The organism is Variovorax sp. KK3 (assembly GCF_001984055.1).
Lineage (GTDB): Bacteria > Pseudomonadota > Gammaproteobacteria > Burkholderiales > Burkholderiaceae_C > Variovorax.
In genome coordinates, this window is sequence record NZ_LYVO01000009.1 from 76,913 (window position 1) to 99,134 (window position 22,222).

Annotated in this window: 13 protein-coding genes; 12 read left to right on the top strand and 1 reads right to left on the bottom strand. The window is 68.5% G+C overall.

Translation table 11 applies throughout. The features are described 5' to 3' along the window. Positions 1 to 69 precede the first annotated feature (69 nt). The 5 genes from cphA (B0W80_RS06780) to B0W80_RS06800 all read left to right on the top strand — a co-directional run bounded on the left by cphA (B0W80_RS06780) (position 70) and on the right by B0W80_RS06800 (position 7,549). Positions 70 to 2,310 carry a cyanophycin synthetase gene (gene cphA, locus B0W80_RS06780; protein ID WP_256856508.1) on the top strand — a complete coding sequence of 747 codons (2,241 nt, stop codon included), beginning with the start codon at positions 70 to 72 and terminating at the stop codon, positions 2,308 to 2,310. A gap of 49 nt (positions 2,311 to 2,359) precedes the next feature. After that, entirely contained in the window at positions 2,360 to 4,927 is a 2,568-nt protein-coding gene (cphA, locus tag B0W80_RS06785; protein WP_076998356.1) for a cyanophycin synthetase, read from the top strand. A 172-nt stretch (positions 4,928 to 5,099) separates the two neighbouring features. After that, entirely contained in the window at positions 5,100 to 5,627 is a 528-nt protein-coding gene (locus B0W80_RS36400; protein ID WP_076998357.1) for a hypothetical protein, read from the top strand. A 132-nt stretch (positions 5,628 to 5,759) separates the two neighbouring features. Then, positions 5,760 to 6,017, top strand: a complete 258-nt coding sequence (locus B0W80_RS06795; protein ID WP_076998358.1) for a hypothetical protein — start codon at positions 5,760 to 5,762, stop codon at positions 6,015 to 6,017. After that, the gene (locus tag B0W80_RS06800) at positions 6,014 to 7,549 is read left to right on the top strand and encodes a CYTH and CHAD domain-containing protein (protein WP_256856509.1); all 1,536 of its coding nucleotides are present in this window, start codon (positions 6,014 to 6,016) and stop codon (positions 7,547 to 7,549) included. The genes B0W80_RS06795 and B0W80_RS06800 overlap by 4 nt, the downstream gene beginning before the upstream one ends. Here the strand turns inward: B0W80_RS06800 and B0W80_RS06805 are convergent, their stop codons facing one another. Next, positions 7,550 to 8,515 (bottom strand): AraC family transcriptional regulator, encoded by a 966-nt coding sequence (locus tag B0W80_RS06805; protein ID WP_076998359.1) that lies wholly within the window; start codon positions 8,513 to 8,515, stop codon positions 7,550 to 7,552. It abuts the gene before it with no gap. 142 nt (positions 8,516 to 8,657) lie between these two features. Between B0W80_RS06805 and B0W80_RS06810 the strand changes: the two genes are divergently transcribed. The 7 genes from B0W80_RS06810 (at position 8,658) to treZ (ending at position 22,222) form a co-directional block, all read left to right on the top strand. After that, positions 8,658 to 9,581 carry an NAD(P)H-binding protein gene (locus B0W80_RS06810; protein WP_218668875.1) on the top strand — a complete coding sequence of 308 codons (924 nt, stop codon included), beginning with the start codon at positions 8,658 to 8,660 and terminating at the stop codon, positions 9,579 to 9,581. A gap of 241 nt (positions 9,582 to 9,822) precedes the next feature. Then, complete coding sequence (gene glgB / locus B0W80_RS06815) at positions 9,823 to 11,718, top strand: 1,4-alpha-glucan branching protein GlgB (RefSeq protein WP_076998360.1); 1,896 nt, start codon at positions 9,823 to 9,825, stop codon at positions 11,716 to 11,718. Further along, entirely contained in the window at positions 11,711 to 14,020 is a 2,310-nt protein-coding gene (locus B0W80_RS06820; RefSeq protein WP_083745227.1) for an alpha-1,4-glucan--maltose-1-phosphate maltosyltransferase, read from the top strand. The genes glgB and B0W80_RS06820 overlap by 8 nt, the downstream gene beginning before the upstream one ends. Before the next feature lie 10 nt (positions 14,021 to 14,030). Next, complete coding sequence (treS, locus tag B0W80_RS06825; protein WP_076998361.1) at positions 14,031 to 17,378, top strand: maltose alpha-D-glucosyltransferase; 3,348 nt, start codon at positions 14,031 to 14,033, stop codon at positions 17,376 to 17,378. A 43-nt stretch (positions 17,379 to 17,421) separates the two neighbouring features. Further along, positions 17,422 to 18,132: a hypothetical protein gene (locus B0W80_RS06830; RefSeq protein ID WP_076998362.1), complete on the top strand. Its 711-nt coding sequence runs from the start codon at positions 17,422 to 17,424 to the stop codon at positions 18,130 to 18,132. Then, positions 18,129 to 20,366 (top strand): glycogen debranching protein GlgX, encoded by a 2,238-nt coding sequence (glgX, locus tag B0W80_RS06835; RefSeq protein ID WP_083745228.1) that lies wholly within the window; start codon positions 18,129 to 18,131, stop codon positions 20,364 to 20,366. The genes B0W80_RS06830 and glgX overlap by 4 nt, the downstream gene beginning before the upstream one ends. Continuing rightward, the gene (gene treZ / locus B0W80_RS06840; RefSeq protein WP_076998363.1) at positions 20,363 to 22,222 is read left to right on the top strand and encodes a malto-oligosyltrehalose trehalohydrolase; all 1,860 of its coding nucleotides are present in this window, start codon (positions 20,363 to 20,365) and stop codon (positions 22,220 to 22,222) included. Before glgX ends, treZ begins: the two co-directional genes overlap by 4 nt.

Sequence of the window (22,222 nt, forward strand, 5' to 3'; positions counted from 1 at the left end):
TTCTGACCGATGGCCATGGGCGCGTATGACAGCGCCGCAGTGCTCGGCCAAAGCACAACGAACGTTCCCATGACCCGTTTCGACGACATTCGCCTGCTTCGCATCAACTATTTGCGCGGCCCGAGCATCTGGACCTACCGCCCGGTGCTGGAGGTCTGGCTCGACCTGGGCCGGCTCGAGGAATACCCGTCCAACAAGATCCCGGGCTTCGCCGACCGCCTGACCGGCCTGCTGCCGGCGCTCATCGAACACCACTGCGGTGTGGGCGAGCGCGGCGGCTTCATCCAGCGGCTGGTCGAAGGCACCTGGTCGGGCCACGTGCTCGAGCACGTCGTGATCGAGCTGCTCAACCTGGCCGGCATGGCGACCGGCTTCGGCCAGACCCGCGAGACCTCGGTGTCGGGCATTTACCGGATGGTGTTCCGCTCGCGCGACGAAGAAGTCGCCCGGGTTGCGCTGGCCGAGGGACTGCGCATCATGATGGCCGCCATCAACAACGACCCGATCGGCCCGCAGGACGTGCAGAAGGCCATCGAACTCATCAAGGACAAGGTCGACGATTGCTACCTCGGCCCGAGCACCGAGGCGATCGTCAATGCCGCGATCGACCGCGACATCCCCTACATGCGCCTCAACAGCGGCAACCTGGTGCAGATGGGCTACGGCGCCAACCAGCAGCGCATCTGGACGGCCGAGACCGATTACACCAGCGCCATCGGCGAATCGATCGCAAGCGACAAGCCGCTCACCAAGTCGCTTCTGGCGGGCTGCGGCATCCCGGTGCCCCAGGGCCAGGCGGTGGCCAGCCCGGCCGAGGCCTGGGAAGTGGCGCAGGAGCTGGGCCTGCCGGTGGTGGTCAAGCCCTCCGACGGCAACCATGGCCGCGGCGTCATCCTCGACCTGAGCAAGCAGGAAGACATCGAAGCCGCCTTCGGCGTCGCCGAACGTCACGGCAGCGAAGTGCTGGTCGAGCGCTACATCCGCGGCGAAGAGCACCGCCTGCTGGTGGTCGGTGGCCGCCTGGTGGCCGCCGCGCGCGGCGAGACCGTGTGGATCACCGGCGACGGCCGTTCCGACGTGCGCGCCCTCATCGAAAGCCAGATCAACAGCGACCCGCGCCGCGGCGACACCGAGGACTTCCCGCTGTCCCGCCTGGGCGCGCGCGACGGCGCCATCCTGTCCGACCTGCATCGCCAGGGCCTGGAGCCGGAGTCGGTGCCCGATGCCGGCCAGCGCGTGCTGATCCAGCGCAACGGCAACGTCGCCATCGACTGCACCGATGCGGTTCATCCCGAAGTCGCCCACATGGTCGAGCTGGCCGCGCGCGTGGTCGGCCTGGACATCGCGGGCATCGACCTCGTGTGCGAAGACATCGCGCAGCCGCTCGGCCCGCAGGGCGGCGGCATCGTCGAAGTCAATGCCGGCCCCGGCCTGTTGATGCACCTGAAGCCCGCCGTCGGCTCGCCCCGCCCCGTGGGCCGCGCCATCTGCGACCACCTGTTCCCCGGCGAGACGCAAGGACGCATTCCGGTGGTGGGCGTCGCGGGCTCGCAAGACCCCGAAGTCATCGCTCGTCTCGTGGCCTGGCTGGTCGGGCTCTCCGGCCGCTACACCGGCCTGGCCTGCGCCGACGGCCTGTTCCTCGAACGCCGCCGCGTCGACGCGCGCGACAGCGCCGGCTGGGAAGCCGGCCGCCGCCTGCTCATGAACCGCACCGTGCAGGCCGTGGTCATCGAAAACGGCGCCGAGTCCATCCTGCGCGACGGGCTGGCCTACGACCGCTGCCAGGTCGGCATCGTCACCGACCTCGACGGCGCCGAAGCGCTGTCGCACTACGACATCTTCGAAAGCGACCAGATGGTGCGCGTGCTGCGCACCCAGGTCGACGTGGTGCTGCCCGAAGGCACGGCCGTGCTCAACGCGGCCGATCCGCGCGTCGCGGGCCTGGCGCCGCTGTGCGACGGCGACGTCATCCTGTACAGCGTCGACCCGCAAGCCGAGGCGCTCGCAGCGCACCGTGCCGCGGGCGGCAAGGCCGTGATCGTGCGGCAAGACCGCGTGGTGCTGGCCACCGGCACCAGCGAATCCTTCCTGCCGGGCCTGGGCCGCCTGACCATCTGGCGCGCCACGCATGCCGGCGTCAGCTTGGCCAGCCTGCTGGCCGCGGTCGCGACCGGCTGGGCCATGGGCATTCCGTTGAGCCTGATCGGCGCCGGCGCCGAAGCCTTCGAAGCCGACCTGCAAGCCGCCCTCGCCTCGCTGCAGCTGTCCCAACAGTCCCTTCTTTCGCCCGAGCAACAACTCGCCTGACCGGCCGGCCCCGCCACGGGGCCGCCGGCGGCGCACTGCCTTCTTCATCATGGAAGTTCAACGCGTCCGTGCCCTGCGTGGGCCCAATCTCTGGAGCCGTCACACCTGCATCGAGGCCGTCGTGGCCTGCGCGGGTGACGAGAACGCGGTCGAGCGACTGACCGGCTTCGAGCCCCGCCTGCGCGCGCTGTTCCCGACCATCGGCGAATTGCACCCCATCGTGCTGGGCCAGCCGCTGTCGCTCGCCCACGTGCTCGAAAACGCCGCGGTGGCGCTGCAGGCGCAGGCCGGCTGCGCGGTCAACATCGGCCACACCGCGCGCACCACGGAAGAAGGCGTCTACCAGGTCACCTTCCAGTACACCGAAGAAGCCGTCGGCCGGCGCGCGCTCGAACTGGCGTGCCAGCTGATCGCCGCCGCGCAGAACAACACCGCCTTCGACGCCACCGCCGCCATCACCGAGCTGCGCGACCTCGACGAGGACGAGCGCCTGGGTCCGAGCACCGGTTCCATCGTCGATGCCGCCGTGGCCCGTGGCATCCCCTACCGCCGCCTCACCAGCGGCAGCCTCGTGCAGTTCGGCTGGGGTTCGAAGCAGCGCCGCATCCAGGCCGCCGAAGTCGACAGCACCAGCGGCGTGGCCGAATCGATCGCCCAGGACAAGGAGCTCACCAAGCAGCTGCTCAACGCCGCCGGCGTGCCGGTGCCGCTGGGCCGCCCGGTGAGCAGCGTCGACGACGGCTGGGCCGCCGCGCAGGAGATCGGCCTGCCGGTGGTCGTGAAGCCGCAGGACGGCAACCAGGGCAAGGGCGTCACCGTCAACATCGTCACGCGCGAGCAGCTCGCCGCGGCCTACGACTCGGCTGCCGAGCACGGCGAGGTGATGGTCGAGAAATTCCTGCCGGGCTTCGACTTCCGGCTGCTGGTGGTGGGCGACAAGCTGGTCGCCGCCGCGCGGCGCGATCCGCCCCAGGTCATCGGCGACGGCCGCCAGACCGTGCGCCAGCTCGTGGAAACGGTCAACCTCGACCCGCGCCGCGGCGAGGGCCACGCGACCTCGCTGACCAAGATCCGCCTCGACGACATCGCCGTGGGCCGCCTGGAAGCGCAGGGCCTCGCGCCCGACAGCGTGCCCGCGCTGGGCCAGCGCGTCGTGCTGCGCAACAACGCCAACCTGTCCACCGGCGGCACCGCCACCGACGTCACCGACACCGTGCATCCCGAAGTGGCTGCGCGCGCCATCGACGCAGCGCAGATGGTCGGCCTGCACATCTGCGGCGTCGATATGGTGTGCGAGAACGTCGTGCGCCCGCTCGAAGAACAGCACGGCGGCGTGGTCGAGGTGAATGCCGCGCCGGGGCTGCGCATGCACATCTCGCCGTCCTTCGGCCGCGGCCGCCCGGTGGGCGAGGCGGTCATGGACACGCTCTTCGCCGACGGCGACGACGGCCGCATCCCGGTGGTGGCCGTCACCGGCACCAACGGCAAGACCACCACCGCGCGGCTGGTCAACCACCTGCTGGCCGGCAGCGGCCTGCGCACCGGCATGACCAACACCGACGGCGTCTACATCGACGGCCGCCAGACCGACAGCGGCGACTGCAGCGGCCCCAAGAGCGCGCGCAACGTGCTGCTGCATCCCGACGTCGACGCGGCCGTCTTCGAGGTGGCGCGCGGCGGCATCCTGCGCGAAGGCCTGGGCTTCGATCGCTGCCAGGTGGCGGTGGTCACCAACATCGGCAGCGGCGACCATCTGGGCCTCAACTACATCACCACCGTGGAAGACCTGGCCGTGCTCAAGCGCGTGATCGTGCGCAACGTGGCGCCGCACGGCTACGCGGTGCTCAACGCCGCCGACCACAACGTGGCCGCCATGTCCGCGACCTGCCCCGGCAGCGTGATCTTCTTCGCGCGCGACCGCCAGCACCCCGTGATGGCCACGCACCGCGCCCAGGGCAAGCGCACCGTCTTCGTCGACCAGGACGCGATCGTCGCGGCCGAGGGCTCGTGGCGCGAGCGCATCCCGCTGCGCGACGTTCAGCTCACGCGCAACGGCACCATCGGCTTCCAGGTCGACAACGTCATGGCCGCGGTGGCCGCCGCCTGGGCCGTGGGACTGGACTGGGACAGCATCCGCAGCGGGCTGGCCAGCTTCAAGAGCGACCCGGGCGGCGTGCCCGGCCGCTTCAACGTGATGGACTACCGCGGCGCCACCGTGATCGCCGACTACGGCCACAACACCGATGCGATGCGCGCGCTGGTGTCGGCCGTGGACACCATGCCCGCGAAGAAGCGCTCGGTGGTCATCAGCGGCGCCGGCGACCGGCGCGACAGCGACATCCGCGACCAGACCGCCATCCTCGGCGAGGCCTTCGACGACGTCATCCTCTACCAGGACGCCGCCCAGCGCGGCCGCGCCGACGGCGAGGTGATGGGCCTGTTGCGCCAGGGCCTGCAGGGCGCCAGCCGCACGCGCAACATCGACGAGATCCGCGGCGAGTTCATCGCCATCGACACGGCGCTCGCCAGGCTGCAGCCGGGCGACCTGGCCCTGGTGCTGGTCGACCAGGTCGAGGAAGCGCTGGCTCACCTCGCGAAGCGCATCGCCGAAGGCTGAAGCCCGCAGTGACGGTTCGGTTCCGGCGCGCTTGCCGGAACTGTCCGACGCGAAGCTGCGCCACGGCGCCGGGGCGGGCGGCTTTCCTGTCCCACACTGCCGGACGCTCCAGGCGGTCGACACTCCTTTGACAGGCTGCGCTGTTGCGCTGCCGCCGACTAGGAGTGCCTTCATGAAACAAGTCATCCGTTCCAGCCTCGCCATCGCGGTCGCCGCAGCCGGCCTCGCGATCCCCGCGCTGAGCGCCGCCCAGGCCGGCAGCGACCGCACCTTCATGCGCGAACGCGCCGTCTGCGACGGCATCCAGCAAGACCGCGCCGCGTGCCTGCGCGAAGCGGGCGCGGCACGCTTCGAAGCACAGCGTGGTGGCTTGACCAGCGCGCCACCCACGAACTACGAACAGAACGCGCTGGCCCGTTGCGGCCTGCAACCGCCGAGCGACCGTGCGGACTGCGAAGCGCGCGTGCGCGGCACCGGCATGACCTCGCTCAACGGCAGCGTGCTCGGCGGCGGCGTGATCCGCGAGACCGTCACGCCGCTCCCACCCGTACCGGCGCCGGCCATCGCGCCCATCCCGATGTCGGCACCCTCGTCGACCTATGCGCCCGCGCCCTCGTACGCGCCAGCGCCGGCCTATGCGCCTGCACCGATCACGGCACCGATGCCCGTGATGCCGCCGATGCAAAGGCCGATCCAATAACGATCTGACTACAGAGGCGCCCAAGGTAGGCCGTCAAGTTCAAACCTAAGACCTACACTGTCATGGCATTGTCATAAAACAAGCAAGACGGGCTGGCTATAGTTCCAGGTCTATTAGGAGGAACCCAGCCCCATGAACGCCATCAAGACCGCCCGCCGATTCATCGAGACGGACCCGGCCAACGAATCGGCACAGATCCTCGCTCGCCTGGTCCTCGCCCTGGAATCGGAACGCAGCTTCGAACTCGTGAAGCTCTACGACCTGGACTACAAGAGCTTCGACATCGCAATGGACATCCTCAAGGAGTGGCGGCTCGACCGCTACTACGCGGGCAAGTCCAAGCTGTACGACCTTTCGCTGCAGGTCAGCGAACTGCCGGAAGGCGCTTGAAGCCGGCGCGCGTCGCCGATGCGGTGACCGAGTTCGAGATCAAGTTCCAAGTCGACCCGCAGAGCCGGGCCGCCGTGGAAGGCGCTGTCGCTCGCGGCAGTTCGCGCAGCGAGCGACTGCAAGCCCGCTACTACGACACCGCCGACGGGACGCTCGCCGCGCAACGCATCGTGCTGCGCATCCGCAAGGAAGGTCGGCGCTGGGTGCAGACGGCGAAAGCGCCGGGCGGCAATGCCCTCGAGCGCCATGAGCACAACGTCGAGATCACGACCGAACGCGCCAGCGAAACGCCGCTGCCGCAGCTCGATCGGCATGCCGGCACGCCGGTCGGCGAGCTGATCGCGCGGGCCATCCAGTCATCCGGCCACACACCTGCCGACATTGCGCTCGTACCGCTGTACGGCACCGACATCCGGCGCACGACCCGCGAGATGCGCACCGGCGACGCCCGCGTCGAGCTGGCCTTCGACCGCGGCGAGGTGCGCGCCGCCGAGCGCGCCCACCCGATCTGCGAACTCGAGATCGAGCTCAAGAGCGGCAGCCCGCAGTCGGTGCTCGAACTCGCGCGCCGGTGGCGCATGCGCTATCCGCTGTGGCTCGACACCGTCTCCAAGGCCCAGCGCGGCGAACGGCTCGCCAAGGGCATCGTGCATGCCGAAGCCGTGAAGGCCGTGGCGCCCGCGCTCGGCAAGAAGGCGACCGGCCCGCAGGTCTTCCGCGCGGTGCTCGAGGCCTGCCTCGCGCAGATCCTGCCCAACGCCGCCGAAGTGGCTGCCGGCAGCCCCGACCCCGAACACGTGCACCAGCTTCGCATCGGCATCCGCCGCCTGCGCACGGCGTTGCGCGAGATGGCCGATTTCGCGCCGGGCATCGACCCGGCCTGGGAGCCGGCGCTGGTCGATGCCTTCCGCGCGCTCGGCCAGCAGCGCGACCTCGAGCAGCTGCAGGCCAACGTGCAGCCGCACATCGAAGCCGCCGGCGGTCCTCAGGTGCAATGGCCGCCGCGCGAAACGCCGGTGCCCGTGCCCGCCGACGTCGTGCGACAGCCATCCTTCCAGCTCACGCTGATCGGCCTCGTCGCCGCATCCCTGCCCGAGCCTCCGCCATCCGACGAAGCCGCTGCCCCGGTGGAGGCAGCCGACCCGGCACGCGAGCCGCTGCGCGCGCGCCTGAAAAAGCTGCACCGCCAGGTCGCGCGCGACGGCAAGAAGTTCGAAAGCCTGGCCCCGGACGCCCAGCACCGTGTGCGCAAGCGCCTCAAGCGCCTGCGCTACCTGGGCGAATTCGTCGCGTCCATGTTCGGGCAAGAGGACGCCGACCGTTACCTGAAGGCGCTCAAGCCCGCGCAGGACGCCCTGGGCACCCACAACGACGACGCCGTCGCCATCGACACCTACCGCAACGCCGCCGACCACGACGGCCGCGCCTGGTTCGCCGTCGGCTGGCTCACCGCACGCCAGCCGCAAAGCGCGCGCGAATGCCGCGAAGCGCTGAGCGAGGTGGCGAAGGCGCGGCGCTTCTGGAAGACGTGATCAGGCCACCGCGCTGATACCCCGCGCCCGCCGCGCTGCCCCCGGCGGCACGCCCATGTACCGCTTGAACGACCGGCTGAACGCCGCCTCCGACTGGTAGCCCAGCCGGCTCGCCAGTTCTGCGGGCCGCGCGCCCTTCTCCTGCATCAAGGTCAACGCGACCTGCATGCGCCAGCGTGCCACGTACTGCATCGCCGGCTCGCCGACCAGCGTGGTGAATCGGGCCGCGAAGGCCGAGCGCGACATCGCGACCTCGGCGGCCAGTGAGGCCACGGTCCAGGGGCGCTCCGGTTCGCGGTGGATCGACGTGATCGCGCGGCCGATCTGGCGGTCTTGGAGCGCACCGAGCCAGCCCTTGCGCGCGGCCGGGTCTCGGGCCATCCATGCGCGGATGGCCTGGATCACCAGCACGTCCGCCAGGCGGGTGATGACCGTCTCGCCGCCCGGCTGCATGGCGCGTGCCTCGGCGGCCATGAAGCGCAGCGTGCTGGCCTGCCATTCGGCCTGCGGCGAATCGGCCGCATCCATGCGGATCACCGGCGGCAGCAAGTGCATCAGCCGTTGCGCGGCCGGATGGTCGAAGCGCACCGCGCCGCACACCAGCGCGGTGGCCGTGCCGCCGCCACCATGGCGCAGCACCTCGTAGCGCTCGCTCTGCAACTCGCGCGGCAGATCGAAGAGCGCGGCGGCCTCGGCGCCCGGCTCGCACACCAGCCGGTGGCCAGCGCCGTGCGGCACCAAGGCGAAGTCGCCCGGCGACAGCTGCTGCGGCTCCACGCCTTCGATCTCGAGCCAGCAGGGTCCGCTGGTCACGACGTGGAACATCAGGCAGCCCTCGATCGGCGGCATGGCCACACCCCACGGCGCGCTGAACTCGGAGCGGCAATAGAAGACCCCGTTCATCCTCAGGTGATGCAGGGCCTCGCCCAGCGGATCCACGGGAGCGAATGCGTCTTCGATTTGCATTCGGCGAGTATGAAAGAGCGCGCATCCATCGTCCAGCACGCGTGGACGAACGAGCATCGAAACGCGATGCCAGGACATTGATGCACCCGCTCGGCCCGCCGATAGTGGACGCCATGTTCAACCCGCTCATCGAGCCATCGACATGACCGCAACCACCACCTCCTCGGCGTCCACGCCCCTGTTCACCGTCATGGGCGCCACCGGCCACACCGGCGGCAAGCTCGCCCACCGCCTGCTCGCGGCCGGCGCCCGCGTTCGCGCCATCGGCCGCAATCCCGACAAGCTGGCCGCGCTGGCGAAGGCCGGTGCCGAGCCCTGCCCCGGCGACAGCCGGAACCCCGCCTTCCTGGCCGAGGCATTCAGCGGCGCCGATGGCGCCTACACCCTGCTCGCCACGGACCGCCAGGCACCCGACTACGCCGCCCGCCAGCACGAAGAAGGCGAAGCCATCGCGAACGCCGTGCGCCGAAGCGGCCTGAGGCGCGTGGTCGCGCTCAGCAGCCTCGGGGCCGACCTGCCATCAGGCACTGGCGTGATCGTCGGCCTGCATGCGCAGGAGAAGCGGCTCGAGGCGATCGACGGCATCGACCTGCTGCTGCTGCGCCCGGTCTCCTTCTTCGAGAACTTCTACGACGCGCTCGGCATGGTCAAGGAAGCGGGAATGCTCGCCGACACCGTCGCGCCCGATCTGGCCACGCCGATGGTCGCGGCCGACGACATCGCCGAGGCGGCAGCGCGTGCGCTGCTCGCGCGCGACTGGCGTGGCGTGGCGGTGCGCGAGCTGCTGGGCGAGCGCGACCTCACCCATGCCGACATCGCCCGCCAGCTCGGCCGCGCGATCGGCCTGCCCGCTCTGCCCTACGTTCAGCTCGACGAGGCCCGGTTCGCAGAGGCGATGATCGGTGCCGGCCTGTCGCCCAGCTTCGTGTCGCTCTACCTGGAGATGACGCGCGCCTTCAACGACGGCCGCATCGGATCGCAAGGGCGCCGCAACGCAGGCAACACGACCTCCACTCGCTTCGAGGACTTCGTGCCGGCGCTGGCCGCGGCCTACCGGCAAATGTGACGGCGTAATTTCGGGCGATGGTGATCGTGTCGAGCGTGTGAATCATGTGATTCGCGGACATCCTCCCGCCCGATCGCAGCCGTCGCGGCAGGTCGGGCCGCTGTCCGACAGGCGCAAGCGCGGGCACGGCGCTTGCACCGGGCTTCTGGGCTTATAAAAACGTCTGTTCGCTACGGCCTGCTGCCGCGCACCTGCGCGCGCCGCCACGGTCCGAGCGCCAAGAACGCTAAGGAAGTCCCCCGTGCACCAGACCACCCCCTCCTTCAATGCCCAGGACCGCTACTTCTTCAGCGAAGGCACGCACGCGCGTCTGTACGACCAGCTCGGCTGCCATCCCCGCCCCGGGGGTGGCGCGCACTTCGCGGTGTGGGCGCCGAACGCGGAGTCGGTCTCGGTGGTGGGTGACTGGAACGGCTGGAACGGCGAAGCGCACCCGCTGCAGGCGCACGAGGACAGCGGCATCTGGACCGGCACCGTCGACGACGCCGCGCCGGGCCAGTCGTACAAGTACCGCATACGCTCGCGCCACGGCGGCTACCAGGTCGACAAGGCCGACCCCTTCGCCTTCTACTGCGAGATGCCCCCCGACACCGCCTCGCGCGTGTGGCCGCTCGACTACGAGTGGCAGGACGCGGACTGGATGTCCAGCCGCGGCCCGCGCAACGCGCTCGACGCGCCGATGTCCGTCTACGAGATGCACGCCGGCTCATGGAAGCGGCGCGACGGCCAGTTCCTGAACTACCGCGAGCTCGCGCCCCTGCTGGCCGACTACGTGGTCGAGATGGGCTTCACCCACGTGGAGCTGATGCCGATCACCGAGCACCCGTTCTACGGATCGTGGGGCTACCAGACCACCGGCTACTTCGCGCCCACGGCGCGCTACGGCACGCCGCAGGACTTCATGTTCTTCGTGGACCACCTGCACCAGCGCGGCATCGGCGTGCTGCTGGACTGGGTGCCTTCGCACTTTCCGACCGACGAGCACGGCCTGGGCTACTTCGACGGCACGCACCTCTACGAGCACGAAGACCCGCGCCAGGGCTTCCACCCCGACTGGAAGTCGAGCATCTTCAACTACGGCCGTCACGAGGTGCGCAGCTTCCTGATTTCGTCGGCCCTGTTCTGGCTCGAGAAGTACCACCTCGACGGACTGCGCGTCGACGCGGTCGCATCGATGCTCTACCTCGACTACGGCCGCAAGCACGGCGAGTGGATTCCCAACAAGAACGGCGGCCGCGAGAACCTCGAAGCCATCGAATTCCTGCAGAACCTCAACCGCGCCGTCTACCGCGAGCACCCCGATACGGTCACGGTCGCCGAAGAATCGACGGCCTGGCCGCGCGTCTCGCGCCCCACCGACATGGACGGGCTGGGCTTCGGCATGAAGTGGAACATGGGCTGGATGCACGACACCCTGGCCTTCATGCAACAGGATCCGGTGCACCGCCAGTACCACCATCACCAGCTGACCTTCTCGCTGGTCTACGCCTTCAGCGAGAACTTCGTGCTGCCGCTCTCGCACGACGAGGTGGTGTACGGCAAGGGCTCGATGATCAACAAGATGCCGGGCGACAACTGGCAGCAGTTCGCCAACCTGCGGGCCCTGTTCGGCTACATGTGGGGCCATCCCGGCAAGAAGCTGGTGTTCATGGGCGGCGAATTCGGCCAGCGGCGCGAATGGACGCACGACGGCGAACTCGAATGGTGGGTGGCCGCGCTGCAGGATCATGCGGGCCTTCAGCGCTACATGGCCCAGCTCAACCGCGTCTACCAATCCACGCCGGCCCTGCACCAGCTCGACTTTTCGGGCGAGGGCTTCGAATGGGTCGCGGCCGACGATGCCGAGCGCAGCGTGTTCGCGTTCCTGCGCAAGCCGCGCAAGGGCGCCGGGCCGCCGGTGCTGGTGGTGTGCAACCTGACACCGGTGCCGCGCAACAACTACCTGCTGGGCGTGCCGGCCGGTGGCAATTGGCGCGAGCTGATCAACAGCGACGCCAGCGAATTCGGCGGCGCGGGCTGGGGCAACTTCGGCACGGTCGAAGCCGCGCCGGTGCGCGCGCACGGCCGCATGCAGTCGCTGTGCCTCACGCTTCCTCCGCTCTCCACCCTGATGCTGGAGCACCAACCCAATGCCTAAGAAAAATACGCCACCCATCGCATCCGAATCGCTGGCGCCCGTCGCGCAGGCTGCGGCAGCAGTCGCTGCACAGGCAGCGGACACAGCGAAGCCTGCCAAGGCTGCCAAGGCCGTGAAGACCGCTGCGCCGAAGGCCACCAAGGCCGCGAAGGTCGCCACGGCCGCTTCCGACAAGCCGGCCAAGGCGCCGAAGGCCGTCAAGGCGGCTGCGCCGGCCGCCGCTGCCGCAGCCACAGCCACAGCCACCGCCACCACTGCGACAGCGTCCGCCGCACCGGCCACGCCGACGATCCGGCGCGCCGACGGCGAAGACGGCCGCGTGCGCGCGGTCATCGATGCCGTGCTGCCCAACGTCGACAACGGCCGCTTCCCCATCAAGCGCGTGGCCGGCGAAACCGTGCACGTGCAGGCCCACTGCTTCGCGGACGGCCACGACGTGCTGCGCGTCGTGCTGCGCTGGCGCGCGGAGGCCGACACCGCCTTCACCGAGCTGCCGATGAAGCTGCTGCACAACGACATCTGGGAAGCCGACTTCGCGCCGCCGACCATTGGCCGCTACCGCTACACCGTCACCGCCTGGGTCGACAGCTTCGCCTCCTGGCACCACGACATGACGCGCCGCGTCGAGCCCGAGGACATCCGCATCGCCTCGCAAGTCGGCGCGCAGGAGATCGCTGCCGCGGCCGGGCGCGCGCAGGGCAGCGAGCGCGAATCGCTCGAGCGCTGGAGCCGCGAGCTGCAGGCCGCCGCCACCGAAGGCCACATGGACGCGAGCGCGCTCAAGGCCTTCGCGCTCGACGAGGCGCTTTCGGCCCTGGCCGAGCGCTACCCCGACCGAAGCCTCGCCACGCATCACACGGTCGAGCTTCCATTGATCGCCGACCGCGAGCGTGCCCGCTTCAGCACCTGGTACGAACTCTTCCCACGCTCCACCGCGCCCGAAGGCGACCGGCACGGGACGTTCAAGGACGTCGAGACGCGCCTGCCGGCCATCGCCGCCATGGGCTTCGACGTGCTGTACTTCCCGCCCATCCATCCGATCGGCCGCATTCAGCGCAAGGGAAAGAACAACACGCTCACGCCCACGGCAGACGACGTCGGCAGCCCCTGGGCCATCGGCGCGGACGAGGGCGGCCACAAGTCCATCCTGCCCGAACTGGGCACCGCAGAGGACTTCCGTCGCCTGCGCGAGGCGGCGGAAAGCCAGGGCATCGAACTGGCGCTCGACATCGCCTTCCAGTGCGCGCCCGACCATCCGTACGTCAAGGAACATCCGGCCTGGTTCCGCTGGCGCCCCGACGGCACCGTGCAGTACGCGGAGAACCCGCCCAAGAAATACCAGGACATCTACCCCTTCAACTTCGAAACCGAGGACTGGCAGGCCCTGTGGACCGAGCTGAAGAGCATCTTCGAGCACTGGATCGGCGAGGGCGTGAAGATCTTCCGCGTCGACAACCCGCACACCAAGGGCTTCCCTTTCTGGGAGTGGGCCATCACCGAACTCAAGCGCGCGCATCCCGACGTGCTGTTCCTGGCCGAGGCCTTCACCCGCCCTAAGGTGATGCACCGGCTGGCCAAGCTGGGCTACTCGCAGTCGTACACCTACTTCACCTGGCGCAACACCAAGCAGGAACTGACCGAGTACTTCACCGAGCTCTCGGAGGGCCTGGGCAGCGAGTACTTCCGCCCCAACGTCTGGCCCAACACGCCCGACATCCTGCATGCGCGGCTGCAGGGCGGCGAGACCTCGGTGTTCATGGCGCGCCTGGTGCTCGCCGGCACGCTGGCCGCGAGCTACGGCATCTACGGCCCGGCCTACGAACTGGGCGAGCATCTGCCGCGCGGCCAGGGCAGCGAGGAATACCTCGACTCCGAGAAGTACCAGCTGCGCCGCTGGAACCATGACGACCCGAAGAGCCTGGCTCCCTTCATCGCCCGCGTGAACCGCATCCGCCGCGACAACCCGGCCCTGCAATGGGACCGCGACCTGCGCTTCTTCCCGGTCGACAACGACCAGCTCATCGCGTATGCGAAGCGCTCGCCCGAGGGCGACAACGTCGTGCTGTGCGTGGTGAACCTCGATCCGCACAACGTGCAGTCGGGCTGGGTCGACCTGGACCTGGAGCACCTGGGCTGCGATGCTGCGCATTCCTTCCAGGTGCACGACCTGCTGAGCAACCAGCGCTACCTGTGGCAGGGTGGCCGGCAGTTCGTGCAGCTCGATCCGCACAGCGTGCCTGCCCACGTGTTCCTGGTGCGTCGCCGCTCCCGCGACGAACGGGACTTCGATTATTTCCTGTGAGAATGGCTCCATGAACGCACCCGTTTCTCATCTGGTTCTCGAAAACGTCGAAATCGACAGCAGCGACGATCCGCAGTGGTATCGCGACGCCGTCATCTACCAGCTCAACGTCAAGGCCTTCTTCGATTCCAACAACGACGGCTACGGCGACTTCAAGGGCGTGACCGCGAGACTCGACTACGTCAAGGAGCTGGGCGTCAACACCATCTGGCTGATGCCGTTCTATCCCTCGCCGCTGCGCGACGACGGCTACGACATCGCCGGGTACGAGGACGTGCATCCGGACTACGGCACGCTCGCCGACTTCCGCGAGATGCTGGACGAGGCGCACAAGCGCGGCCTGCGCGTCATCACCGAGCTGGTCATCAACCACACCTCGAGCGACCACCCCTGGTTCCAGGCCGCGCGCCGCGCCCCGCCCGGCTCGCCCGAGCGCGATTTCTACGTCTGGAGCGACACCGACCAGATCTACCAGGGCACGCGCATCATCTTCACCGACACGGAGACCTCCAACTGGACCTGGGACCCGGTCGCCAAGGCCTACTTCTGGCACCGCTTCTTCAGCCACCAGCCCGACCTGAACTTCGACAACCCGGCGGTGCTGGAGGCGGTATTCAAGACCATGCGCTTCTGGCTCGACATGGGTGTCGACGGCTTCCGGCTCGATGCCATTCCTTACCTGATCGAGCGCGACGGCACCAGCAACGAGAACCTGCCCGAGACGCACGCAGTCATCAAGAAGCTGCGCGCCGCCATCGACGCGCAGTACAAGAACCGCTTCTTGCTGGCCGAGGCCAACATGTGGCCCGAGGACGTGCGAGAGTACTTCGGCGACGGCGACGAATGCCACATGGCTTATCACTTCCCGCTGATGCCGCGCATGTACATGGCCATCGCGCAGGAAGACCGGCACCCCATCGTCGAGATCATCCAGCAGACGCCCGAGATCCCCGACACCTGCCAGTGGGCCATCTTCCTGCGCAACCACGACGAGCTCACGCTCGAAATGGTGACCAGCAAGGAACGCGACTACATGTACAACATGTATGCGGCCGACAAGCGCGCACGCATCAACGTGGGCATCCGGCGACGGCTCGCGCCGCTGATGGAAAACGACATGGACCGCGTGAAGCTCATGAACGCGATGCTGCTGTCCATGCCCGGCTCGCCCATCATCTACTACGGCGACGAGATCGGCATGGGCGACAACTTCTTCGTCGGCGACCGCAACGGCGTGCGCACCCCCATGCAGTGGAGCCCGGACCGCAACGCCGGCTTCTCGCGCGCCGACCCGCAGCGCCTGTACCTGCAGCCGATCATGGACGCGATGTACGGCTTCGAGGCGCTCAACGTCGAATCCCAGGCGCGCGATGCCAGCTCGCTGCTGAACTGGACGCGCCGCATGCTCGCCGTGCGCAAGACCAGCCACGCCTTCGGCCGCGGCAAGCGCATCTTCCTGCGCCCGGGCAACCGCAAGATCCTGGCGTACCTGAGCGAGTACGAGAACGACACGATCCTTACCGTCTTCAACCTCTCGCGCGCGGCGCAGCCTGTGGAGCTCGACCTGTCCGAGCACAAGACCAAGATCCCGGTCGAGATGCTCGGGCGCACGTCCTTCCCGCCGATCGGCGAGCTGCCCTACCTGCTGACCCTGCCTTCTTACGGCTTCTACTGGTTCCGCCTGGCGCAAGACGCCGAGATGCCCGCCTGGCACCAGGAAAGCGTGGGCCTGCAAGACCGGCCGACCCTGGTGCTCTTCGACGGCTGGACCAGCTTCTTCCGCGACCGCGTCATGCCCTGGCGCATCGGCATGGCCGAGCGCATGGGCACGCAGTTCGAAACCGACACGCTGCCGCGCTTCATCGAGATCCAGCGCTGGTACGCGACCAAGGGTTCGCCGGTCACGCGCGCCCGAATGCGCGACCACGCGGTGTGGGACAGCAACGGCTTCAGCTGGATGCTGCCGCTGGTCGCGCTCGACGGCCCGGCCGAGGACTCCACCTACTTCGTGCCGCTCGCCCTGGCGTGGGAAGACCATGAAGAAGAGCGCCTCAACCGCCTGATGCAGGCCGGCGTCGCCAAGGTGCGGCAGCAGGCCAACGTCGGCGTGATGGCCGATGCCTTCTACGACGAGGCCTTCTGCCGCGCGATGGTGCAGGCCGTGCGCGACGGCCGAGAGATCAAGGCCGCGAAGGGCCGCCTGCGCTTCGTGCCGACCGACGCCTTCCGCACCGTCACGGCCGACCTCGAGACGCTGCCGGTGCACCGGCCCGGCGCGCAGAGCAGCAACACGGTCGTCACTTTCGACGAAACGCTCTTCCTCAAGGCCTACCGCCGCCTGCGCGAGGGCGTGAACCCCGAGGTCGAACTGGGCCGCTTCCTCACCAGCGTGGCGCGCTTCCCGCACTGCGTGCCGGTGCTGGGCGCGCTCGAATACGTCGGCGACGACGGCCGGACGATGACGCTGGCCATGGTGCAGCGCTACGTCGCCAACCAGGGCGACGGCTGGGACTACACGCTGAGCTACCTGGAGCGCTTCCTCAACGAGCTGCTGACCGGCAGCGAAACGCTGGCCAACGCCACGCCGGCCGATGCCCATGGCGGCTTCACCGCCCTGATGGCCATGCTGGGGCGGCGCACCGCCGAGCTGCACCTGGCGCTGGCCAGCGGCAGAGGCGATGCCGCCTTCGACCCCGAGCCGCTGCGGGCCGAGGACGTGCAGGCCATGCACGAACACGCGCTGGCCGATGCCCAGTCCACGCTGGCGCAGCTGCGCGAACGCATTGCCAAGCTGCCGGCGCTGGCGCAGGAAGACGCCCAGGCGCTGCTGTCGCGCCAGGAAGCACTGCTCGCACGCGCACGGCCGGCCACGGCGGGTGCCGCCGGCGGCACGCGCGGCGTCAAGACGCGCTTCCACGGCGACTACCACCTCGGCCAGGTGCTCGTGAGCGACAACGACTTCGTCATCATCGACTTCGAGGGCGAGCCCACCCGCAGCTTCGACGAGCGCCGTGCCAAGAGCTCGCCGCTGCGCGACGTGGCCGGCATGCTGCGCTCGTTCAACTACGCGCGCTGGGCCGCGCTGAAGCGGGTGGCGCAGAACGCCGACGAACTGCAGCGCCTCGACGGACCGGTGCGAGACTGGGAGGCCGTCACGCGCGAGGCTTTTCTCGACGCCTATGCGGCCACCATGGGTGGCCACGAGGCCATCGCGCCGATCGATCTGCCTTTGTTGGAACTCTTCGAGCTCGAAAAGGCACTCTATGAGCTGCGGTACGAACTCAACAATCGCACCGACTGGGTCCAGGTCCCGCTGCAGGGATTGATCGCACTGGCGGGCCGGCCCGCCTCGTCCTGAAGTTCGCTCGCCGTCCCCACGGCGGGCCATTGGAGATACACACATGGAAAACTTCGGAATCCACCTGGAGCCCCTGCGGGCCATCCTGTTCCAGATCGGCGCCTTCCTGCCGCGGCTCCTGATCGCGGTGGTCGTGGTGGGGGTCGGCTGGCTGTTCGCCAAGCTCGCGCGCTTCGCCGTCGTCAAGGCGCTGCGCGCCATCAACTTTCCGGTGCTCACCGAACGCGCAGGGCTCGACAACTTCCTGCGCCAGGGCGGCACCGTCGGCGACACCACCAACGTGTTCGGGCTGCTGGTGTTCTGGCTCGTCATCCTCGCGACGCTGCTGATCGCCTTCAACGGCCTCGGGCTCACCTACATCACCGACCTGCTCACGCGCGTGGTCTGGTTCGTGCCCAACGTCTTCGTCGCGCTGCTGATCCTCGCCTTCGGCGCCTACTTCGCGCGCTTCGTCGGCGATACCGTCACCAACTACGGCCGCAGCGCCAAGCTGCAGGACGCCATCTTCCTCGGCAAGCTCGCGCAGTACGCGATCCTCATCTTCGTGGTGCTGATCGCGCTCGACCAGATGAAGGTCGGCGGCGACATCGTGCGCGAAAGTTTTCTGGTGATACTCGCCGGCGTCGTGTTCGCGCTCGCCCTGGCCTTCGGCCTGGGCGGCAAGGACTGGGCGGCCGAGCGCATCGAGTCGTGGTGGCCCCGCGAACGCAAGGATCCAATCGAACGCATGGAGGAGCGCAAGTTTCGTCGATGAAGACCAATGACATGATCAACGCGGTCTGGCCGGGCCGCCCCTATCCCCGAGGCGCCCATTGGGACGGAGAAGGCGTCAATTTCGCCCTGTTCTCGCAGCACGCCACCAAGGTCGAGCTCTGCATCTTCGATGAAAAGGGCCGCCACGAGCGGCACCGCATCACGCTGCGCGAGCGCACCGACGACGTGTGGCACTGCTATCTGCCCGAGGCACGCCCCGGCCTGGCCTACGGCTACCGCGTGCACGGCCCCTACAAGCCCGAAGAAGGGCACCGCTTCAACCCCAACAAGCTGCTGATCGACCCCTACGCCAAGGACCTGGTCGGCCAGTTGCGCTGGGGGGATGCGCTCTACGGCTACACCGTGGGCAGCAAGCGCGACGACCTGTCCTTCGACCGGCGCGACAGCGCGCCGCTCATGCCCAAGGGCCGCGTGCTCGAGCCCGCCTTCACCTGGGGCGACGACCGCCGGCCGCAGATCTCGTGGCAGGACATGGTCATCTACGAGATGCACGTGCGCGGCTTCACCATGACGCATCCCGACGTGCCGCCGCAGCTGCGCGGCACCTACGCGGCACTCGGCACCGCGCCGGTGGTGGACTACCTGCGCCGTCTCGGCGTGACCACGGTCGAGCTGCTGCCGGTGCACGCCTTCATCAACGACCGCAACCTGGCCGAGCAGGGCCTGCAGAACTACTGGGGCTACAACACCTTGTGCTACTTCGCCCCCGAGATGCGCTACAGCGCATCGCAGAAGGTGAAGGAATTCAAGACGATGGTGAAGACGCTGCACAGCGCGGGGATCGAAGTGATCCTCGACGTGGTCTACAACCACAGCTGCGAGGGCAACCAGATGGGCCCCACGCTGTCGATGCGCGGCGTCGACAACGCGAGCTACTACATCACCACCGCCGACCAGCGCCGTTTCTACGACGACTTCACGGGCTGCGGCAACACCGTCAACCTGGAGCATCCGCGCGCCCTGCAGCTCGTGATGGACTCGCTTCGCTACTGGGTCGAAGAGATGCACGTCGACGGCTTCCGCTTCGACCTGGCCGCGGCGCTGGCGCGCGAGTCGGGCAAGGTCGAAAACCTCGGCGGCTTCTTCGACGCCATCCGCCAGGACCCGGTGCTCAATCAGGTGAAGCTGATCGCCGAGCCCTGGGACCTGGGCCACGGTGGCTACCGCGTAGGCAACTTTCCGTACGGCTTCGCCGAATGGAACGACCGCTATCGCGACGGCGCCCGCGCCTACTGGAAGGGCGACGGCGGTTCGCTCGGCGAGTTCGCGCAGCGCCTCACCGGCTCGCAAGACCTCTACGGCTGGTCGGGCCGGCATCCCAACTCCAGCATCAACTTCGTCACCGCGCACGATGGCTTCACGCTCAACGACCTGGTGTCGTACAACGAGAAGCACAACGAGGCCAACGGCGAGGACAACCGCGACGGCAACAACCACAACCTGTCGTGGAACTGCGGCGTCGAAGGCCCGACCGACGACCCGGCCATCCTCGCGCTGCGCGCACGCCAGATGCGCAACCTCATGGCCACGCTGCTGCTGTCGCAAGGCGTGCCGATGCTGCTGGCCGGCGACGAGCGCGGCCACACGCAGAGCGGCAACAACAACGTCTACTGCCAGGACAACGAGCGCGCCTGGCTCGACTGGAACGACGACCCCGAGCGCACGGCGCTCACGACCTTCGTGCAGCGCGTGATCGCGCTGCGCCGCGCGCATCCGTCCTTCCGCCGCCGCGGCTTCTTCGTGGGCCGGCCACCCGAAGGCAGCGACATCAAGGACGTCTGCTGGCTGCGGCCCGACGGCCAGGAGATGTCGCCCGACGACTGGAACAACGGCGAAGCCCGCGCGCTGGCCATGCTGGTTTCGGGCATGGGCATCACCGACAGCGGCCCGCGCGGCGAAGTGGTGCGCGACGACGATTTCCTGTTGCTCTTCAGCGCCCACCACGACGACCTGGTGTTCACGCTGCCCGCGGCGTCGGGCCCCTGGCACCTGCTGATCGACACCGCCACCGGCACGCTTCCGCCCGAAGAGAGCGAGACCCGTGCCCTGTCGCTGACGCCCTGGAAAGAACCCGGCTATCGCCTGCAAAGCCGTTCCTTCGTGCTCATGAGCCGAACGGCGCACACAAGCTCATCGGCCGGCGCGACGTCGGCCACCACCACTACCAACACCAACACGGCCTCGACGCCAGCCACGACGGAGATGGCCGCATGAAGTTCTGCCATGAAATGTTTTTCGGCGCCCGCGTCCTCGAAGGGATGGGCGTGACCTTCTCGCTGTGGGCGCCGAGTGTGCCTCTCGTGGTGCTCGTCCACGGCGAATTGGAGCAGGAGTACTTCATGACGCGCGATGAAAACGGCTGGCACCGGTTCACGCTGCTCTATGCAAGGGCCGGTGACACCTACCGCTTTCGCATGCCCGACGGATTGCTGGTGCCCGACCCCGCCTCGCGCAGCAACCCGGAAGGCGTGCACGGGCCGAGCGTCGTCGTCGACCCGAACGCCTACGAATGGCAGCACGAGTGGAAGGGGCGCCCGTGGCAGGAAGCCGTCATCTACGAACTGCACGTGGGTTGCTTCACGCCGGAAGGCACCTTCGCGGCGGCGGCGAAGCGGCTGCCCGCGCTGGCACAACTGGGCATCACGGCCATCGAGCTGATGCCGATCGCCGCCTTTCCGGGCAAGCGCAGCTGGGGCTACGACGGCGTGCTGCACTACGCGCCCGCCGCGAGCTACGGCACGCCTGACGAGCTGAAGGCATTCGTCGATGCGGCGCACGGACTGAACATGATGGTGATGCTCGACGTGGTCTACAACCACTTCGGCCCGGAAGGCAACTACCTGCATGCCTACTGCCCCGAGTTCTTCAACCCCGAACACCAGACCCCGTGGGGCTCCGCCATCAACTTCGACGCCGAGCGCTCGCGTGGTGTGCGCGACTTCTTCCTTCACAACGCCATCTTCTGGCTTCAGGAATACCAGTTCGACGGGCTGCGCATGGATGCGATCCACGCCATTTGCGACACCTCGGTGTCGGACGAGGGCGAGCGTCGGCACATCGTCAACGAAATCTCCGACGTGGTCGGGGACGTACCGGGCGACGATCGAGAGATTCACGTGGTGGTGGAGAACGATGCGAACCAGGCCTTCTTTCTCGAGCCGAGCTACACGGACGAGATCAAGCACCCCCCCAAGGCGCAGTGGAACGACGACCTGCACCATGCCGCGCACGTGTTGACCACCGGCGAAACCGACGGCTACTACGTCGACTACGCCGACGACCCGCTCGCGCAGTTCGGCCGCGCCCTCGCCCGCGGCTTCATCTACCAGGGCCAGCCTTCGGCCTTCCGCAATGGCGAGCCGCGCGGCGAGGACAGCAGCCACCTGCCGCTGCACTCCTTCGTCTCGTACCTGCAGACCCACGATCAGATCGGCAACCGCGCCTTCGGCGAGCGCATCCACGCGATCGGCGACACCGCGCTGGTGCGCGCGGCCTGGGCCTGCATACTCTTCTCGCCGCACGTGCCCATGTTCTTCATGGGCGACGAGTTCGAGGCCTCCACGCCGTTCCTGTATTTCTGCGACTTCGGCCCCGAGCTGGCGGGCGCGGTCTCCGATGGCCGCAGGGCCGAGTTCGGCCGCTTCGCGCTCTTCGGCGACGAGGCTGCACGGTCGCGCATTCCCGATCCGAACGCCGCGTCCACCTTCGAGGCTTCCAAGCTGCGCTGGGAAGAGTCCGACGACCCGTCGCGCGAAGCCTGGCGCGCGCAGGTCGGCAAGATGCTGGCGCAGCGCCAACGCTGGCTGGTGCCGCTGCTGGAGCGCCAGTGCGGCGTCGGCAGCTTCCACGCGGAAGGCGGCCTGCTGCGCGTGGACTGGACCTTGGCCGACACCACCAAAGGCCAAAGCGGACCCCGACTGCACCTCGTGGCCAATTTCGGCGACGCGCCGGCCGAGGGCATCCCCGCGCCCTCGGGCCGGGTACTGCATGCCGACGCAGTCGAGCACGACGAGGCCGCAGACACGCTGCGCCTGGCGCGCGCCGGCGTGTTCGTGACGCTCCAGGAGTAA

Excerpts from the sequence above, each read along its gene's own strand:
- B0W80_RS06820 (WP_083745227.1), top strand. The coding sequence starts at position 11,711 with ATGCCTAAGAAAAATACGCCACCCATCGCATCCGAATCGCTGGCGCCC.
- cphA (WP_076998356.1), top strand. The coding sequence starts at position 2,360 with ATGGAAGTTCAACGCGTCCGTGCCCTGCGTGGGCCCAATCTCTGGAGC.
- treZ (WP_076998363.1), top strand. The coding sequence starts at position 20,363 with ATGAAGTTCTGCCATGAAATGTTTTTCGGCGCCCGCGTCCTCGAAGGG.
- B0W80_RS06810 (WP_218668875.1), top strand. The coding sequence starts at position 8,658 with ATGACCGCAACCACCACCTCCTCGGCGTCCACGCCCCTGTTCACCGTC.
- treS (WP_076998361.1), top strand. The coding sequence starts at position 14,031 with ATGAACGCACCCGTTTCTCATCTGGTTCTCGAAAACGTCGAAATCGAC.
- cphA (WP_256856508.1), top strand. The coding sequence starts at position 70 with ATGACCCGTTTCGACGACATTCGCCTGCTTCGCATCAACTATTTGCGC.
- B0W80_RS06795 (WP_076998358.1), top strand. The coding sequence starts at position 5,760 with ATGAACGCCATCAAGACCGCCCGCCGATTCATCGAGACGGACCCGGCC.
- B0W80_RS36400 (WP_076998357.1), top strand. The coding sequence starts at position 5,100 with ATGAAACAAGTCATCCGTTCCAGCCTCGCCATCGCGGTCGCCGCAGCC.
- B0W80_RS06830 (WP_076998362.1), top strand. The coding sequence starts at position 17,422 with ATGGAAAACTTCGGAATCCACCTGGAGCCCCTGCGGGCCATCCTGTTC.
- B0W80_RS06805 (WP_076998359.1), bottom strand. The coding sequence starts at position 8,515 with ATGCAAATCGAAGACGCATTCGCTCCCGTGGATCCGCTGGGCGAGGCC.
- glgX (WP_083745228.1), top strand. The coding sequence starts at position 18,129 with ATGAAGACCAATGACATGATCAACGCGGTCTGGCCGGGCCGCCCCTAT.